The sequence below is a fragment of the Rhodoferax fermentans genome (genome assembly GCF_002017865.1).
GTDB classification, from domain to species: domain Bacteria; phylum Pseudomonadota; class Gammaproteobacteria; order Burkholderiales; family Burkholderiaceae_C; genus Rhodoferax; species Rhodoferax fermentans.
In genome coordinates this window covers 1,433,465-1,451,308 of record NZ_MTJN01000002.1, presented here as the reverse complement: position 1 = coordinate 1,451,308, position 17,844 = coordinate 1,433,465, and the positions used below count along the sequence as shown (strand labels likewise).

Genomic DNA, 17,844 nt, shown 5'->3' with positions numbered 1-17,844 from the left:
CCACCAAGCGTAGCCGGGTATCCAAAACCTCCGTTTGGTTCCAAATAACCAGTACGGTCGGCGTGGCAATGGGTAGAAATCTGGTACCAAGGCCACTCCGGACGCGCGTGGTGTACCGCATGGTAGTTGTTATTGAGATGGAGCAGGTGCCACCGCAAAGATGCTTCATTCACAACAATCAGGTGTGAGCGTTGATCGGTCGGCCGAAGCTCATACGAGGCCTCCAGCATACAGAGAGCCACCTCAACTCCCGGGTAATTCAGGCAGTCTCCGCAACTTGTTCCCGTTGTGCATTTGTGGGCATGACCACCGATGACTCCTTAGCCGCTGTCCATGCGCTGCACATCTCTGGGGGCAAAGAACTTTTGCGGTTCATCAAATCATGTTGGGCAAACAACTCGGCAATCCAGTCCACAACGACGCGTACCTTGTTGCTGAGGTGCCGGTTTGGCGGGTAGACGATGTAGATCGGTTTGGCTTCGGTGCACCAGCCGGTGAACAAGGGCTCCAGCGCACCGCTGCTGATGTGCTGCTGCACCATGAATGTCGAGGTAAACAAGACACCCAGACCCGACAGACCCGCCACGACGGCCGCGCTGGAATCATTCACCGCAAGTTGGTGTTGCCCACCAACCTCAGTCAGCTCGCCATCCTTTTGCATCTTGAGAGAAAACAGTTTGCCTGTCAGAGGCGACATATAACCGATGGTCCGATGCCCGTTTTTGAGTTCATCCGGGTGTTGCGGCACACCGTGGCGTTGGAGGTAGCTCGGAGAAGCACACGCCATGATGTAGAACTCACCAATTCGCCGAGCCACGAGGGATTGGTCGGTGATGGCACCAGCGCGGACCACGCAGTCCACGTTCTCCGCCAGCAGATCGACTGGTCGGTCGCTGACACCCAGATGCAACTGAATGTCTGGATAACGCGCGTAGAAGTCCTGCAGCGAAGGAATGATGACGGCCAGCCCCAAAGACGACGGAACGTCCACCGTCAACTTGCCGCGTGGGCTGGCTTTGGCGCGCGACATGCTGGCCTCAAGCTCATGCACCTCATCCAGCAGGCGGCAGGCTTGCTCGTAGTAGGACGCGCCATCAACAGTCACGGTGACTTTGCGGGTTGTCCGATTGAGCAACTTGGTTTCCAGCTCTTTTTCCAGATCCTGGATCAGGCGGGTGACGGTGGCTTTGGGCAGGTGCATCGAATCGGCGGCCTTGGTAAAAGTACCAGCCTCCACGACACGCACAAACGCCTGCATGGCAGAGAACTTGTCCACGGGACTCCTGTGGGGTTGAGGGCGAACCTCAAAGGGTTGAACGGGTAAACCAGATGGGTTGCCGGCCGATTGTTTCTTTGGTGAAACAAAGTATAAGCAAACCGGCTATTTATTGTTTCCATTGCTGACTTTACATTCTGCCGCATCGCAACAAACAGGTGCCGCCTGACGGCTTAACCCGATGCACAGCATTCATCCCACCTCTGCAGATCTGCCGACCGACCGGCTGCTGGAGGTGGACAAACAGATCAACACACCGTCGAACCAGCTTCTGGGGGTGCGCATTTACAGCCATCGCAGGGCAGTGCTTGATGCGGGGTCGATGCCCCTGGTGGTCCATTTCCATGGGGGTGCTTTTGTGGCCGGTTCACTCGACACCGGCACCTGTGTTGCGCGCCTGCTGGCTCAAGCGGGGGCTGTTGTGATTTCCCTGGACTATCCATTGGCACCTGCCCAGCCGTTTCCTTTGGCGGTTGAGGCTGGATATGCAGCGTTGGTGTGGGCCTGGAAAGCCCGGCACAAGTTGGTCGGCAGGAGTACATCACTGTTTGTGGCCGGTGAAGAAGCGGGTGGCAACCTGGCGGCCGCTGTGGCATTGATGGCGCGCGACCGGCAGCAGCCGGTGCTGGCCGGACAAATTTTGCTTTCTCCGATGCTGGACCCGATTCTGGCCACCGCGTCTTTGAGATGTGTGAATGCAGGGCGAGTTGGGTGTCCCTGGGCAGATGGTTGGCGCCAGTACTTGTCACGCCTGGAGCAGGCGTGCCATCCCTATGCCGCTCCGGGCAACGCGATGCGCTTGTCTGGCTTGCCACCGACCTTGTTGCTGACCGCGCAGGACGACCCGCTGCGCGATGAAGCGCAGGCTTATGCCAATCGTCTTGGTGCAGCCGGGAGGGCTGTGCAAGCCGTTGTGCTGCCTGGGCCGACGGGCTGGCCAGCCAGTTATCGGCAAGCCACCAGCCAGCAGGCGACCTGGGGTGCTGCTGTGCAGCAACAGTTTTCCGACTTCTTCCACAGTTTCCTGGGCGCTGCCGAGGTCGACTCCTCGCGCAAGCCCGTTTGTTCGCTTCCCATTTCAGTTTCGTAATTTCACTCATTGAGGATCTTTGCCATGCCAACCATTCAACTTCACCCTTCTCGACGCCGACTGCTCGTTCTGGCTCTCGCGACTCTTGCCGTGATCGGCGCGGCCACCGTCATGTTTGGGGTATCTAAGTCCCAGGCTCAGCCTGGAGGGCCATCACAGGCACCTGCAACACCCGTCTCTATGGCCACCGTCGTGCAAAGCGAGGTGGCAGCCTGGGACGAGTTTTCAGGCCGACTCGAGGCTGTGGAGCGAGTTGACATCCGCTCGCAAGTGGCAGGAACACTCCAGACCGTGCACTTCCGTGAAGGTGCGCTGGTCAAAAAAGGTGAGTTGCTGTTAACCATTGACCCGGCGCCCTATGCTGCCGAGGTGCAGCGTGCCGAGGCCCAGGTGATGGCCGCACAGGCCCGGGTTGCACAAGCCAGGGGGGAGCAGGAACGTTCACAACGTCTCTGGAGTGAACAGGCGATCTCCAAACGTGAACTTGATGAACGTGTCAACGGTCAGCGTGAAGCTGATGCCAATTTGCGTGCGGCCCAGGCGGCCCTGCAAGCCGCCCAACTCAGCTTGGGTTACACGCAGCTTCGGGCACCCGTGGCGGGGCGCGTTGGCAAGCTGGAAGTGACGGTGGGTAACCTGGTTGCTGCCGGCCCGGGTGCGCAGGTGTTGACCACCCTGGTATCGGTCAGCCCGATTTATGCCAGCTTTGATGCCGACGAGCAGGTGGTCGCCAAAGCATTAAAAGACGTTGGTGTGAAGGGTGTGCGCAAGCTCGACCGGATCCCCGTGCAAATGGGTACGGCGGCCAGCACCGACACACCCTTCGAAGGGCGGCTGCAGTTGGTGGACAACCAGGTGGATCCCAAAAGCGGCACGATCCGCGCCCGGGCCGTGTTCGATAACCCGGACGGCCAGCTGATGCCCGGCCAGTTTGCACGTATTCGCATGGGCCAGGCCACCCAGGGCACGGCGCTGTTGATCAATGAACGTGCAGTGGGCACCGATCAGAACAAAAAATTCGTGCTGGTAGTCGGCGCCGACAACAAAGCTATCTACCGCGAAGTCACGTTGGGCGCGTCTGTCAACGGCCTGCGCATCGTTAAACAGGGGTTGGAGGCCAATGAGCGCATTGTTGTCAACGGCCTGCAGCGTATTCGTCCGGGCTCGCTGGTCGCGCCACAGCTCGTGGAAATGAGTGCCAAGGCTGAGCTGAACAAGCCTGTGTGGGTGGCAGCGAAGTCATGAACGGACATCTGAACCTGAGCCCGCTTTTGGCCCGAACAAGAAACACCCCATGAATCTTTCCAAATTTTTTATCGACCGCCCTATTTTTGCTGGCGTGTTGTCCTTGCTGATTTTGCTTGCCGGTCTGGTCGCGTTGCGTGGCCTGCCGATCTCGGAATATCCCGCGGTCGCACCGCCAACCGTGGTGGTGCGCGCCCAGTACCCGGGTGCCAACCCGAAGGTGATTGCAGAGACCGTGGCTACCCCGCTGGAGGAGTCCATCAACGGTGTGGAGGACATGCTCTACATGAACAGCCAAGCCACCACCGATGGGGTGATGACACTGTCTGTCACCTTCAAGTTGGGAACCGACCCCGACAAAGCGCAGCAGATGGTGCAAAACCGCGTCGCACAGGCCGAGCCGCGTTTGCCCGAAGAGGTGCGGCGACTGGGCGTGAACACGGTCAAGAGTTCACCCAACATCACCATGGTGGTTCACCTGGTGTCGCCCAATGACCGCTATGACATCAACTACCTGCGCAATTACGCTGTGCTCAATGTCAAGGACAGGCTGGCGCGTATCCAGGGCGTGGGTCAGGTGCAGGTCTTTGGCGGCGGTGAATACGCCATGCGCGTCTGGCTGGACCCCCAGAAAGTCGCGCAACGTGGTCTCTCGGCCAGCGACGTGGTGGCCGCCATCCGTGGCCAGAACATCCAGGCGGCGGCTGGTGTTGTGGGTGCCTCCCCTGGCTTGGAGGGCGTGGACATGCAGTTGTCGATCAACGCGCAGGGGCGCTTGCAGAACGAAGAAGAGTTCGGCGACATCATCGTCAAGACGGGTGCTGACGGCGCTGTCACACGGCTGCGCGATATCGCGCGCCTGGAGCTGGGTGCCGCTGACTACGCGCTGCGTTCTTTGCTGAACAACAAGCAGGCCGTTGGCATGGGTGTGTTCCAGGCGCCTGGCTCCAACTCGCTGGACATCTCCGCAGAAGTTCGCCAAACGATGGAAGAGCTTGGCAAAAACATGCCGGAAGGTGTGGAGTACCGCATCGCCTACGACCCGACACAGTTTGTGCGTGCATCGATCACCTCGGTGATCCACACCTTGCTCGAAGCGATTGCGCTGGTGGTGCTGGTGGTGATTTTGTTTTTGCAAACCTGGCGTGCGTCCATCATTCCGCTGCTGGCTGTGCCGGTATCGGTGGTTGGCTCGTTTGCGGTATTGCACCTGCTGGGTTTCTCCATCAACGCGCTCAGCCTGTTCGGGCTGGTGCTGGCCATTGGCATTGTGGTGGATGACGCCATCGTGGTGGTTGAAAACGTGGAGCGCAACATCGAAAGCGGCTTGACCCCGCGCGAGGCCACCTACCGTGCCATGCGCGAGGTGTCGGGCCCCATCATTGCTATCGCCTTGGTGCTGGTCGCCGTGTTTGTGCCGCTGGCATTTATCAGTGGCTTGACCGGTCAGTTTTATCGCCAGTTTGCGGTGACGATTGCGATCTCGACCGTGATCTCCGCGATCAATTCGCTGACCTTGTCGCCCGCTCTTGCAGCCTTGTTACTCAAGGGCAACGACGCGCCCAAAGATGCGTTGGCGCGCGGTATTGACAAGGTGTTAGGCCGTTTTTTTGCCGGTTTCAACCGTTTATTCAAGCGGGGCGCTGAGGGCTACAGCACGGGGGTGACCGGCGCCATTTCGCGCAAGACCTTGATGCTGGTGGTGTACATGGTGCTGGTTGGCGCAACGGTGGGCATCTTCAAACTGGTGCCTGGTGGTTTTGTGCCTGCACAGGACAAGCAGTACCTGATTGGGTTTGCACAGTTGCCTGACGGTGCGACGCTGGACCGCACCGAGGATGTGATCAAGCGCATGGGCGATCTCATGAAGCAGAACCCGAATGTGGAAGACGCGATTGCCTTCCCGGGGCTGTCAATCAACGGTTTTACCAACAGCTCCAACTCGGGCATTGTGTTTGCCACGCTCAAGCCCTTTGCCGAACGCAGCCGCCAAGACCAGAGCGGCGGTGCGGTTGCGGGGCAACTCAACCAGGCCTTTGGCAGCATTCAGGATGCCTTCATTGTGATGTTCCCGCCACCACCGGTGGAGGGCCTGGGGACAACAGGCGGCTTCAAGCTGCAGCTGGAGGACCGTGCGTCGCTCGGTTATGAGGTCATGGACACGGCGGTCAAGGCTTTCATGGCCAAGGTCTCGCAGGCACCCGAACTCGCGGGCAGCTTCACCAGCTGGCAGGTCAATGTGCCGCAGTTGTATGCCGACATTGACCGCACTAAGGCGCGTCAGCTGAACGTGCCGGTGACGGACATTTTCGACACCATGCAGATCTACCTCGGCAGCCTGTATGCCAACGACTTCAACAAGTTTGGCCGCACCTACAGTGTGCGTGTGCAGGCCGACGCGGCCTACCGCGCACGTGCTGAAGATGTGGGCCTGCTCAAGGTGCGCTCCACCACCGGCGAGATGGTGCCGCTGTCGGCGCTGATGAAGGTGCAGTCCAGTTTTGGGCCTGAGCGTGCCATGCGTTACAACGGCTACCTCTCGGCCGACGTGAGTGGTGGCCCGGCGCCGGGTTATTCGTCGGGCCAGGCCCAGGCAGCGGTGGAGCGTATCGCGGCCGAGACCTTGCCCACAGGCATCGGCTTTGAGTGGACGGAGCTGACCTACCAGGAGATCCTGGCGGGTGACTCTTCCGTGCTGGTGTTTCCGCTGGCCATTTTGCTGGTGTTCCTGGTGCTGGCGGCGCAGTATGAAAGCCTGACCTTGCCTGTTGCGATCATTCTGATTGTGCCGATGAGCTTGTTGGCGGCGATGACCGGTGTGTGGTTGTCAGGGGGTGAAAACAATGTGTTCACCCAGATCGGGCTCATGGTGCTGGTTGGGCTGTCTGCCAAAAACGCCATTCTGATTGTGGAGTTTGCCCGCGAGCTTGAGTTTGCCGACCGGACACCGGTGCAGGCCGCCATTGAAGCCAGCCGCCTGCGCTTGCGCCCCATTTTGATGACCTCCATGGCTTTTGTGATGGGTGTGCTGCCGCTGGTGCTGTCCACCGGGGCGGGTGCAGAAATGCGCTCTGCCATGGGGGTGGCGGTGTTCTTCGGGATGATTGGTGTGACAGCGTTTGGCCTGTTTCTCACGCCCGTTTTTTACGTGGTTCTGCGCCGTCTTGCGGGCAACCGACCGCTCAAATTACATGGCGAAGTGCCCCATCTGGACGGTTTTGCAGGCAGCCATGCCGCAGGCGGGCCAGCCGGTCATGCCCAGCCCGCAGCAGCCATCGGATACCACGAATAACAAGACATGACACCCAAGGAGTTCCTCATGAACCAGTCCCCCTTAAAGCGACATCTTGCACTGTTGCCGCTGCTTGCCGCACTGGTGCTGGCTGGCTGTGCCACTGGCACGGTGATCCCGCCATCCAGCCTGCCAACCGCCCCTGCCGCGTTCAAGGAAAACGGCGGCACGGTCACCTCAACCCACACGCCAGCCACCACGGTGAGCGCGCCAGGACAGGCGCAAGGCCTGTGGTGGCAGGTCTTCGCCGATCCACTGCTTGATCAGTTGGTTGAACAAGCCAACCGCAACAACAACAGCATTCAAGTGGCGGCCGCCAGGCTGGCACAGGCGCGTGCTTTGGCTGGCCTGACCGATGCCAGCCGCGCGCTCCAGATGGGCCTGAGCACCGGCGTGGCACGCCAGAACAACAGCACAACGGCCAACACACTGCAGACGGTGGTCAGCACCGGCCTCAACCTGTCTTACGAGGTGGACCTGTTTGGCAAGCTCTCGGCGGCATCGGATGCCGCCTCGCTGGACGCCAGCTCGCGCGATGCCCTCTTGCGCAGCACACAACTGCTGGTACAAGCCGAAGTCACCCAGACCTATCTGAGCCTGCGTGCCACGGACAGCGAGCGGACCTTGGTGCGCGATACCTTGCAGGCCTACCGCAACACCTTGCAGCTCACCGAAGTGCGTTACAGGGAAGGCGATGTGGCCGAGCTGGATGTGGCGCGAGTGCGGTCCGAAGTGGCCTCCACAGAATCCGACGTGCTGGCGTTGGACCAGCGCCGTGCCCAGCTGGAGCACGCCCTGGCCGTTCTGGTCGGTGAGCTTGCCTCCAACTTCTCTGTGCCGCCCACCCAATGGGCGACGGCCTTGCCCGCGATACCCGCGGGTGTGCCCAGTACCGTGTTGACACGCCGGCCCGATATCTCTGCAGCCCAAAGCAGCATGCAGGCCGCCCAAGCACGCGTTGGTGTGGCCAAAGCCGCCTGGTTTCCGAGCTTTTCATTAACGGCCAATGGCGGTTATGCCGCGCCCGAGATCAAGGACTTGTTCTCGCTGTCTACCCGGGCCTGGGGTGTGGGCGCACTGCTCTCGCTGCCGGTGTTTGACGGTGGCAAGCGTGAGGCGGGTCTGTCAAGCGCCAACGCCGAACTCGACATGGCACTGGCCAGCTACCGTGAGCAGGTGCTGGTGGCGTTTCGGGAGGTGGAAGACCAGTTGTCGTCATTGCGGCTGCTGGCCGAGCAGTCTGAGGCGCAGGCGCGCTCAGTGGCATCCAGCAGCCGCGCCACACAGCTGTCGGGCGCACGTTACCGCAATGGTTTTGTCAGTCAACTTGAACTGCTGGACGCGCAGCGCAGCGAACTGCGCAACCGCCGCCAGGCACTGCAAGTGCGTGCGGCGCAATACCAGGCCACAGTCGGGCTGATCCGCGCTTTGGGTGGGGGCTGGGTCTGACGAACCTGTTGGGGTCTTGCGATGGCTCGGTAGCAAGGGGCCGTCACCTCGCCGCGCTCCTGGTGCCATGCAAACCAAGGCTCCGGGCGACTCCTTAAGTAATAGCTAGATACCCTTGTTATATAAGGGCTAGAGGCTGTTTTGGCGCTTAAAAGGAGGTGTGTCTGGAACCTCGGTGCCAGAAGGCCATTCGTGCAAGGTGAGCATCCTGTGTGCCTGCCGCTTGGGTTCGCGGCGACCGGCTGCAAGGGGTAGAAGCCCGTCATCCACCACCCGTGAGTCCCAGCGCATCCTGACAGGGCTCCAGCTCCGTTCCCCTCACCGGCGTTGCCTTTGCCAAGGCCATCCACACCGCAAATGGCAGTTGACTCACCATGCGCTTGGGCGCCATACGCAGCACCTCCAGCTGGCTGTTCTGCAGCACCATCACGCCACACTCCAGCGGAATTTCGTTGGCCTTGGCAATCGGGTAACCGCTGCGGTCGCAGCCCAGCACATACCAGCACTGGCCGCCCACATCCAGATAAGCCGACCGTTTGTCGAGGCGTTTGATGTCGCCCAGCAGATCAGCGCGGCTGACCTTGATCTCGTGCACGATGGGCTCCAGGTACTCTTGCCGTGAGCTGTTGCGGATCGAGAAAACATCGGGCTGGCACATCTTCCAGCGTGATTGCTCTTCAGACTCCCCTGGCACCTTGGCGCGTAGGTTCAGCCCGGTCCAGACCAGGCGGCCATCACGCAGCATGGCCTGCACCACCTTGTCCACCAGTGCCTCGTGTGCTGAGCGGGCCTGGCGGTTGCCCTGGGTGGCCTGGGCCAGGTGGGTGATGCCCGCATCGGTGAGTGCAATCAGGGGGTGCCCCGCGTCGCTGTTGGTGCGCCTGAGCAGCCCGGCTGCCAGCAGTTCAACTTCCACCCCATCTTGATACGGCCAACCCGCTGAGCGGTACACCTCACGCAGGCGCTGGGTGTGGACCCGTTTCAGGGGGATCGGCAGATCTGCCGCTGCTGCCGGGTTGGGGTTGTTTGACGGGGCCGCAGCCTGGGTGCCGGTGTCGGCTTTGGGCTTGGCTTTGACTCTGGTTTTGCGGGAAGGTTTGACAGGTGTGTCAGCGGCCGTGCTGGCCTGCGGGCCACTTTCCTTGGCCGTCTCTGCCCCTGGGGCCTGGCTCAAAGCGGTGTTCGGGTTGGGGGTGGATGACGCGGGGCGCATACAAATACTGTTAATGTGTACAGTATAAAAGAAAGCCCGCTGTGTTGACCAGCCTGCTGCCTATGTTTTAAGCAGTCCCCGCCAGCTCAAGCGGGGCGCGGCTTTGGCGACTTGTTCCCGTCCTTATCCACAGCTTTGGGCCCAGTCTGCGGGGACAACTTGTCAGAGCAGAGGTTCAGCCGCGTTACCAGGATGTTTACGGCGCTTCGTCCGGCTCAGCATTGCTCACCAAATACTGCTTCACCAGGTCAAAAAAGCGGTCGTAAAAAGCGTCTGAAACAATGGTTTCACTGCCGACCTTGACCATGGACTCATTGCTGGAGGTGAATGGCAGAGAGACGGAGCCAATGGCGCTCACGCCGACACTCGCCGAGTTATTGCTTTTCTTGAGCGCATAACGGTCTTGCAAAGCGGTGACGAAACCCAGGCTGATTTGCCCGTCTTTGCTGTCGGGCACACACACCACCCGAATCTCCAGCTGCAAGTGGGATTCGCCATCGGGCTGAAAACTTTTTTGCCCCGTCACCAGATCGTCGCGGGTGATGTTGGTGATGTAGCCCTGGCTCAGCAAGGCCCTTCTGGCGGCCTCGCAGGTGTGCGCCGGGGTGCTGTCAAACAGCCGTGAATAGGTCGAGGTGGAGCCGAATTTCTCCTGCAACGGGAACTTCTTCAAGGACGTGCCACACGCGGTCAGCACACTTGACAAGCTCACCAGGCCCACCAGCCACAGGGTAGGGTGGCGTCGTATCCATGCAAATTTCAAAGCCAGGCACTCCTTTGGGCATCAAAAATCGGGTTTAGGACGGGTCAATCAGGCCCTATTTTCGCTCTTGAGGACACAAGTCCTCACACGTGTGGTTTGTCCGACCGATCCAGCGCAAATCGGCACCACCACGTCCATAGAGGCACGCAACGGGCGCGCGGTGCACCTCCTTGTGCCCGCCGGTGGGTTTGTGATGTATCGGTGAGGCCTTCAGCCGACGAAGTGGAGACTGTCAGGGATGGCGTGCCTGCAACCATCTGAGCATGGTGCGAAACAGTACCGCAGGTTGGATGGGCTTGGTGATGAAATCGTTCATGCCAGCGGCGAGGCAGCGCTGCCGGTCTTCGCTGAAAGCATTGCCTGTCAGCGCCAGAATAGGAACTGCCGCTTTTCCCGGAAGCTGGCGTATCAACCTGGTGGCGCTCAGGCCGTCCGTCACTGGCATCTGCACATCCATCAGGACCAGAGCGTAATCATGCAAGGCCACAGACTGGAAGGCCTGTTCACCATCTTCCGCCAGATCCACCGTCAGTCCGGCCTGCTCCAGAAGCAGGCGTGCCAGTTCCAGGTTGATGGGTTCATCGTCAACAATCAGGACGCGACGGCCACTGTAGTCGCTGCGGATGAGGTCCTCGGCGTTGTCCACATCCGTTTCCTGCAGCCCGGGTGATATCGGTTTACCCAGGGACACGGTTAGCCAGAATGTGCTGCCTTTGCCTGGCTCACTCTCCACGCCCACATCTCCACCCATGAGCTGTGCAATACGCCGGTTGATGGCCAGCCCCAAACCTGTGCCACCGTAGGCCCGTCCCGTGGATTGGTCCGCCTGCTCAAATGCTTCAAATATTCTTGTGATCTGTCCGGGCAACACACCGATACCGGTGTCGTGCACTTCAATGCGCAACAGATAGCGGTCCTCGGTTTCCTCCTGCAGGCGGCAGGTGATGGTGATGTTGCCCTCAGGTGTGAATTTCACAGCGTTGCCGACATAGTTGACGATCATCTGGGTCAGTCGCGCCTGATCACCTCTGAACGCCTGAGTCGCACTGGGCATGCGGACTTCCAGGTGCAGTCCTTTGGACCGGATTCTTGAGTCGAAGATGGCCGTGACATTGTTCAGCACATCTGGCAGATTGAAATCGCGCTCGTCCAAATGGATGTTTCCGGATTCAATTTGTGAGAGGTCCAGAATGTCGTTGATGATGGCCATCAGGTGGGCGCCAGAAGACTCCATCAGATCCAGCAGATGCGACTGCTTGGCCGTCAGCTCGGTGCGGCGCAGTTGATTGGCCATGCCCAATACGCCGTTCATGGGGGTACGGATTTCGTGGCTCATGGTGGCCAGGAAGGTGCTCTTGGCGATATTGGCTGCATCTGCCCCTTTTTTGGCTTCCAGGAGCTCCTGCGTGCGTTCTGCAACTCGTTGTTCGAGCTCACTGTGGTGGTTCTTCAGGATCGACATCGCCTCATTGCGCTGGGTGATGTCACGCGAAATCACGATGAAGTGTGGTGTTTCACAAGAAGCCGTTGGTTTCTTGGCCACCGACAGTTCAAACCATCTGCGGCCAATCGGCAGGTCCAGGAACATCTGCATACCGCTGCAAATCTGGTTCGTATTGGCTTCTTGCAGAGCCGCAGCGCAGCAACGGGCGGCCTCTGGTGGCAGAACCTCATGGATGGACTTGCCGATCAGCTGCTCAGGTGCAGCTGCCAGCAGGTCAAGCCGGGGTGAGTGATAGGTGTGATAAACACCATTGAGGTCGATTTCAAACAGCAGGTCGGGAATCGCGTCCAGGGTTGCTTCAAGATTCCCCCGCAACTCCTGCAGTGCGATTTCGTGTCGCTTGCGCTCCGAAATATCACGCACTATGCACACAGCACCCCATTCTTCTTTCTGCTGCACCGCAGAGAGTGAAATTTCTATTTGGAACTCTGCACCGCGACTGGTTTGCGCGGTCAGTTCTATGGTTTTGCCATTGGCCTGGTTTGGGGCCCCATGTTTGAATGGCTCAAACACGGGCAAATAGGCCTCTCTGTATCGTCTGGGGGCGATCACATCAATGAGGGGGCGACCGATAACCTCCAAACTCAGGCGGCCGAACATTCGCTCGGAGGCACGATTCCAAAAGGTGATGCGTCCAGTGTTGTCGAGCAAAATAATCGCATCATTTGCAGCCTCACTGACGGAGCGGAATTTTTCTTCACTTTCACGTATTCGCACCAAACTGGATTTGTACTCCCACTCGATGCGTTGTGAATTCATGCTGATCAAGGTCAACGTCACCAGCTGGACGGTCAGTATCTGTGCAATGGCGTAAAACGATCCCAGTCCCTTCAAGGCTTCGAAAGCGGTGCTCTGTTCTGGGCTGATGAGTTGCTGTGCCAACCGGGTGAGCAGCAGCAAGCCGTATACCGCCAGCCAGACAGCCAGCATCACATCGTTGGATGCAAAATAACCGGGGCGGCGGTGGATCGTTATATATACGGTGGCAAAGCAGATTAACGCGGTGTAAATTGAATATGTGGCAATGCGCGCGTCAATCTTTGCCGGATCAAAACTCAGGTATGCAAAGATGGCGAGGAACGACATAAAAAACAGCCATTCGACGCGCCGACTGAAGCTCGTTTCTCTGAAAACGAGCAAGCCGTGGAGTATCAGCATCTGACCACCAACCAGCAGGGTATTGCGGGCCAGGCGAATCAACCAATTTGAAGGCCATGCGCCTGGAATTAACATGGCAGCACCCAAAGCAAGGCACAACACGCCAAACACCCAATAGCCGAATCCTGGATACGACTTCCTGGTCAGCAGTACCACGAACATGACAATGGCGGCAGCTGTGGAAAGCAGTGCGCCCGTTGTCAATAGTATGGGTGTATCCATAATAACCAGTCAGATTTGGTTAATGGGGTCTCTTCGTTGTCTGGTGATTCTATGGTGCCCGTGTGCCTGATTTGGCCAATTGGTATTACCCATGGCAAATGCTTGCAGCCGGGTGCCGCTGCCGTTGTTCCCAAGCGGAACGCACGGGATGCGGTCAGCAGATGACCGCGTTATCCGAGTCAGGCAATATGCTTTGCCGAGTGTGCTGTGCTGGCGAGTGCCCGTGTCGCCCCGACAGAGAATCCACGCAAAAATTCCGCCACACCAGGCTCCAGAGCCAGTCTGGCCATCAAGGTGCTGATGTGAGCGGTATCGCGTGATGCACCGATGCTGCTTTGAAGGGTGCTTGCGCGTTCCAGACTGAGCTTGACCAGGCGTGGGGGCATCAAACCTTGCAAGTTCTCGGTGCCATACCGCAATCGTTTAGCCAAGATGCGTACCTGATGCCACTGCGCTGGGGTGTTGGCAACCTGGCAGGCCTTGTCCAGCTGACGGTTCAAGCGCTGCATCCGTTGTTTGACCCAGCCACGCAGTCGCATGCGGGGCGCAGGCCTTGACTGCCCGTCAGCAGGAAGGTTTTCCAACCATTGCTGGATGGCGAGCAGACTGGCTCCCACATCAGCTTGTTGCAGCGCCTGACGCACCGTTTCGCGTTGCTGGTCGCTCAGCTGCGTCAGAAGGGTCATCATGGTTTGCCAGGCTTGGGCCCGCCGAGGGTCGCCCAGAATGAACGCCTCGGCCAGGGCTGGCAAGGTTTCAGTGCGGGCCACATCCAGATTGCGCAGTTCACCCAGATGGGTCAGAAGACCGTGCAAGGCAGCATCGGGTTGTGGTGCAGCCAGGGGCATCAGCTTCCTGAACATCTGTCGGGCACTCTTGAAGCGGCGCCAGCCTACCCTGGCCTGGTGTAGCACTTCGGGATCGTCAGAACAGAGCAAACTCTCCAGATTGGTGGTGAACTGGGTCAATGCATGGCGCAGCACCTGCTGTGCCATCAGCAGCACGGGCACGTCTTTGCTGAAGTTTGGCAATGGCGCGCGGTACGGCCGGTTCAAACCAGCTTGCGCCAGTGCATAACCGCGCTGACCTTTGCTCATGCTGGACGGCAGCACAGCGACCGAGTGGGCAATCTCATGGGCGATATCAAACAAAACGGATGGCTCTCCGGCCTTCAGTTCCAGCTCCAGTTCACAAATGGGTGTGGTTTGGCCAAGGGCCTCAATCTGACCCAGGTCCAGCGCCACTTCGACCACGCTGTTGTCGTGTTGTTGCACCAGCCAGAGGGTGCGTTCAAAGTGGGTCACAAAACAAGGTGCCAAGGCCGCAAAGAGGCTGCCATCGGAGTCAATCTCCGACCATGTTGTGGCCTTGAGCGCCTGATGGGACAAGGTGGCCGCAGCGACGGGAGTCTCCCATTCGCTGCGCCGACTCAGGGCCGATGGCTCACTGCTCCCCATTTTGAAAGTCTGCAGCCATCGCGGGGCGCCGCTGCTGCCAACACGCCGCAGTCTGAGGACGGCGTGTTGCTGGCGAAGCTGCTGGTCGGGTGTGTCGTAATAAATGTTGTGTAAGGTCTGGTGAGTGGCTTGGTGTCGGGACAACGCAGGGACCTGTGCCAACTGTGTAGCCAATCTGGCCGGATCGGCCATCGGCAAGCTCAGTTTGAGCTCAATCTCTTGGGGTGCGGGTGCTTGCCTGGAAAGTGATCGAATCATATGGTCATCTTGGCCAAAAGCTGTGGCACTTCAAACACGGCCCGATTTTGCACCTGGCGGACGTTCTTTTGCCACGTGGACAGGTGACTCACGATGTCATGCACTGCCGAGCGCACACTGCGAAAACTTTTGAGGACCACCCCCAAACCGTTGTTGCGAACCCATTGGGTGTTCCAGCGCTCCTGAGGCATGGTCCAGGCATTGCAGGTGATGACAACAGGCAGCCCCATATGCACCGCTTCACTGAGGCTGGCTGGCCCGGGTTTACCGATGAAAAAGTCCGCCAGACGCATCCAGTACGCCATGTCATCGGTGAATTCGACCACCACATGAGGCGCTTGGGTGGTCATTGCGCGCAAGGATTGGGCTAACGCTGCATTTTTGCCGCAGACCAAAATCAGCGGCGTGTCGACCAGGCGGGTCGCGATGGTCTTCATCACATCGGAGCCATACCCGCCAAACATCACCAGCCCCACCGCCTGCTTGCCAACAAAGCCGTGCCTGAACCGTTCTGCCCAGCGATCCGAGGCCGACAACGCGTAAAACCGGGGCGACAGGATCATGCCTGAGGTTTGGTGGACACGCTGCGCTGAACAACCTGCAGCTATCGCTTGCTGGGCTGCGTAGTGGGTACCGCAAACCACCTGCTGGGGCAGGTCCGGTTCGACCCAGAAGGCTGGTGGGTGGTCGGCCATATCGGTGAGCACGGTCACGTACGAGGCACTTGGCAAGGCCAGTCTCAAGCTTTCACACAAGGCGCGGTTGAAGTTGGGTATCACTGACACAACCATGTCGGGCTGGGCATCGAGCCAATAGGCCTGCATCCGCTTGACCATCGCCTGGTGCCCCATTTTGATCAGCATCTGCAGCAATTTGAGCTCCAGTGACATGCCCAGGGTCATGCCGATGGCCAGTTGCCTGTTGTAGAGGTCTTCCGGCTGGAAACCGAGTGTTCTGGCAAACAGGCGGCTGGGGTCAAGGATGTCAAACAAGTGCACCAGTCGCACTTGCCAGGCTTGGCCGTGCATGACCTGTTGCAACGCGGTCGCAGCGGCCCGGTGCCCACCCCCGGCATTGAAGTAGATCAGGTCGACGCGGGTCGTCGCTGACCCCGGGGGGGCTTTTTCAAGCTCAGAGGTTGCCAGCAATGGCGTCCAACCGTTCACGTTGCTGCGCTGGAGATCTTTCTTGCGGACGGCCGAACCACACTATTTCCATGTTTGCGGATGGCGCGCTGACTCAGGCCAGTCAGCGTAGGCGATTTCTGTCGAGGTGATGAAGCCCATGGTCAAGTGGTCGTTGAAAGCCCCCAGCCAGCTGAGACACAACATCACAAAGTCGGATCGATCACGCATGGGTTGCCTCTGTCCAGAACAAGGCCTTCAGTGTGCTTTCTGTCTGTGAAGCTTGTGTGACAGCGTCGTGTGGGCTTTCCTGCCACGCGCCAGCGTTTGCCCCAAGCTGGCAGAATCGCCCGCTCTGACTTTTCGGTCCTTCCTGGGTTCTACCCATCTATATGGGCTGGTTTCCTTTCACCCACCTTGTTTTTCCCCATGATTTCTTCCCCCCAAGGCACACTTGGCATCGACTTCGGCACCTCCAACTCCGCCATGGCCTGGGCCGACCCGCTCGGTGAGGCCCGCCACCTCTGCCTGGAGGGCCAGGCCACCGCCATGCCGACCGCCGTGTTCTACAACTCAGAAGACCTGAGCACCCACTTTGGCCGTGATGCGGTGGCGCAGTACTTGGGTGGCACACCCGGGCGGCTGATGCGTTCGCTCAAAAGCCTGCTGGGCAGCCCCTTGTTGTTGGAAACCACGGTGATCAACCACCGGCAGGTCAGCTTTCAGGACATCATCGCCACTTTTCTGGCGACTTTGCGCGAGCGCGCCACCGAGTCATTGGGGGCGTCTCCCAGGCGTGTGGTGATGGGGCGCCCGGTGCATTTTGTCGATGATGACCCGTTGCGTGATGCCCAGGCCGAGGCCTCACTGCGGCAGGCGGCGCAGTCCGTTGGTTTTGACGAGGTGACGTTCCAGCTGGAGCCGATTGCTGCCGCACTGGACTACGAGCGTCGCCTGCAGCGTGAGTCGGTGGTGTTGGTGGTGGACATTGGCGGCGGGACTTCAGACTTCACCGTGGTGCGGCTGGGTCCGCAACGTGTCACGCGGCCGGAGCGGGTCAGCGACATCCTGGCCACCACCGGTGTACACATCGGCGGCACCGACTTTGACCAGAAACTGAGTCTGGAGCAGCTGATGCCGATGCTGGGTTACCGCCACCTTGGGCCGCAGCAGCGCGAGGTGCCCAGCCGCATCTTCTTTGACCTGTCAACTTGGCATCTGATCAACTGGCTGTACCAGTCGCGCGCGCTGAGCCAGGCCCGGGAATTGCGCAGCAACTATGCCGACCCGCATTTACACCAGCGCTTGATGAAGGTGCTCAACCACCGGTTAGGCCACCAGATGGCGCATGAGCTGGAACTGGCCAAAATTCGCTGCTCAGACCTCAATGACAGCACGGCCGTGGATCTGTCGTTTGTGGAACCTGGCTTTGTTTTGCAGATGACGCCCGAGGACATGCAGGCGCACCTGGCGAGCTTGCTAGGTAAGGTGGTGGCCTGTGCACGAGACTGCGTGTTGCGTGCCGGTATCTCCGACGCCGCGCTGGACGCTATTTACCTGACCGGGGGCTCGTCGGCCCTGCGGCCATTTCAGGCGGCGTTGCGGGCCGAGTTTCCCGGTGTGCCCCTGGTGGAAGGTGACCTGTTTGGTGGGGTGGCGGCCGGTCTGGCCTATTCCCAAGTTCGGGCTTGAGAGGGCTGTGGTCACATCACGCGCTGGTTGGTGTGATAGGGGCAAAAAAACGGCGAGCCAGAAGCTCGCCGTGTGGTGATATCGCCCCGCTGGTTGGCCGG

The 17,844-nt window shown here is 59.5% G+C and carries 12 protein-coding genes; 5 read left to right on the top strand and 7 right to left on the bottom strand.

Going from position 1 to position 17,844, the window contains the following annotated elements; translation table 11 throughout:
* Positions 1–259: 259 nt before the first annotated feature.
* On the bottom strand, positions 260–1,276 hold the full coding sequence (locus tag RF819_RS06970; protein ID WP_078364311.1) for a LysR family transcriptional regulator: 1,017 nt from the start codon (positions 1,274–1,276) through the stop codon (positions 260–262).
* 181 nt (positions 1,277–1,457) lie between these two features.
* On the opposite strand from RF819_RS06970, the gene RF819_RS06965 reads away from it, so the two are divergent.
* The 4 genes from RF819_RS06965 to RF819_RS06950 are packed head-to-tail and all read left to right on the top strand — an operon-like array spanning position 1,458 to position 8,352.
* The gene (locus RF819_RS06965) at positions 1,458–2,366 is read left to right on the top strand and encodes an alpha/beta hydrolase (protein ID WP_078364310.1); all 909 of its coding nucleotides are present in this window, start codon (positions 1,458–1,460) and stop codon (positions 2,364–2,366) included.
* Positions 2,367–2,390: 24 nt separating this feature from the next.
* Positions 2,391–3,611, top strand: coding sequence for an efflux RND transporter periplasmic adaptor subunit (locus RF819_RS06960; protein WP_078364309.1), 1,221 nt, complete (start codon positions 2,391–2,393; stop codon positions 3,609–3,611).
* A gap of 49 nt (positions 3,612–3,660) precedes the next feature.
* Positions 3,661–6,903, top strand: a complete 3,243-nt coding sequence (locus RF819_RS06955; protein WP_078364308.1) for an efflux RND transporter permease subunit — start codon at positions 3,661–3,663, stop codon at positions 6,901–6,903.
* Between the two features lie 27 nt (positions 6,904–6,930).
* Complete coding sequence (locus RF819_RS06950) at positions 6,931–8,352, top strand: efflux transporter outer membrane subunit (RefSeq protein WP_078364307.1); 1,422 nt, start codon at positions 6,931–6,933, stop codon at positions 8,350–8,352.
* A 262-nt stretch (positions 8,353–8,614) separates the two neighbouring features.
* On the opposite strand, the gene RF819_RS06945 is transcribed toward RF819_RS06950, so the two are convergent.
* The 6 genes from RF819_RS06945 to RF819_RS21290 all read right to left on the bottom strand — a co-directional run bounded on the left by RF819_RS06945 (position 8,615) and on the right by RF819_RS21290 (position 16,282).
* Positions 8,615–9,565, bottom strand: coding sequence for a hypothetical protein (locus tag RF819_RS06945; RefSeq protein ID WP_242473169.1), 951 nt, complete (start codon positions 9,563–9,565; stop codon positions 8,615–8,617).
* A gap of 196 nt (positions 9,566–9,761) precedes the next feature.
* Positions 9,762–10,295 (bottom strand): DUF2242 domain-containing protein, encoded by a 534-nt coding sequence (locus RF819_RS06940; RefSeq protein WP_143541813.1) that lies wholly within the window; start codon positions 10,293–10,295, stop codon positions 9,762–9,764.
* 265 nt (positions 10,296–10,560) lie between these two features.
* Positions 10,561–13,212: a PAS domain S-box protein gene (locus RF819_RS06935; protein WP_078364305.1), complete on the bottom strand. Its 2,652-nt coding sequence runs from the start codon at positions 13,210–13,212 to the stop codon at positions 10,561–10,563.
* Between the two features lie 179 nt (positions 13,213–13,391).
* Positions 13,392–14,927: a CYTH and CHAD domain-containing protein gene (locus RF819_RS06930; RefSeq protein ID WP_078364304.1), complete on the bottom strand. Its 1,536-nt coding sequence runs from the start codon at positions 14,925–14,927 to the stop codon at positions 13,392–13,394.
* A complete protein-coding gene (locus tag RF819_RS06925; RefSeq protein ID WP_244899876.1) occupies positions 14,924–16,075 on the bottom strand; it encodes a glycosyltransferase in 1,152 nt (383 codons plus the stop codon). The genes RF819_RS06930 and RF819_RS06925 overlap by 4 nt, the downstream gene beginning before the upstream one ends.
* Before the next feature lie 60 nt (positions 16,076–16,135).
* Positions 16,136–16,282, bottom strand: coding sequence for a hypothetical protein (locus RF819_RS21290; protein ID WP_158081243.1), 147 nt, complete (start codon positions 16,280–16,282; stop codon positions 16,136–16,138).
* A gap of 198 nt (positions 16,283–16,480) precedes the next feature.
* Here RF819_RS21290 and RF819_RS06920 point away from each other — a divergent pair, with 198 nt between their 5' ends.
* The gene (locus RF819_RS06920) at positions 16,481–17,743 is read left to right on the top strand and encodes an Hsp70 family protein (protein WP_078364303.1); all 1,263 of its coding nucleotides are present in this window, start codon (positions 16,481–16,483) and stop codon (positions 17,741–17,743) included.
* Positions 17,744–17,844 lie beyond the last annotated feature (101 nt).

Coding starts and splice junctions, on each gene's coding strand:
- RF819_RS21290 (WP_158081243.1), bottom strand. CDS start 16,282: ATGCGTGATCGATCCGACTTTGTGATGTTGTGTCTCAGCTGGCTGGGG.
- RF819_RS06960 (WP_078364309.1), top strand. CDS start 2,391: ATGCCAACCATTCAACTTCACCCTTCTCGACGCCGACTGCTCGTTCTG.
- RF819_RS06965 (WP_078364310.1), top strand. CDS start 1,458: ATGCACAGCATTCATCCCACCTCTGCAGATCTGCCGACCGACCGGCTG.
- RF819_RS06920 (WP_078364303.1), top strand. CDS start 16,481: ATGATTTCTTCCCCCCAAGGCACACTTGGCATCGACTTCGGCACCTCC.
- RF819_RS06955 (WP_078364308.1), top strand. CDS start 3,661: ATGAATCTTTCCAAATTTTTTATCGACCGCCCTATTTTTGCTGGCGTG.
- RF819_RS06945 (WP_242473169.1), bottom strand. CDS start 9,565: ATGCGCCCCGCGTCATCCACCCCCAACCCGAACACCGCTTTGAGCCAG.
- RF819_RS06950 (WP_078364307.1), top strand. CDS start 6,931: ATGAACCAGTCCCCCTTAAAGCGACATCTTGCACTGTTGCCGCTGCTT.
- RF819_RS06930 (WP_078364304.1), bottom strand. CDS start 14,927: ATGATTCGATCACTTTCCAGGCAAGCACCCGCACCCCAAGAGATTGAG.
- RF819_RS06935 (WP_078364305.1), bottom strand. CDS start 13,212: ATGGATACACCCATACTATTGACAACGGGCGCACTGCTTTCCACAGCT.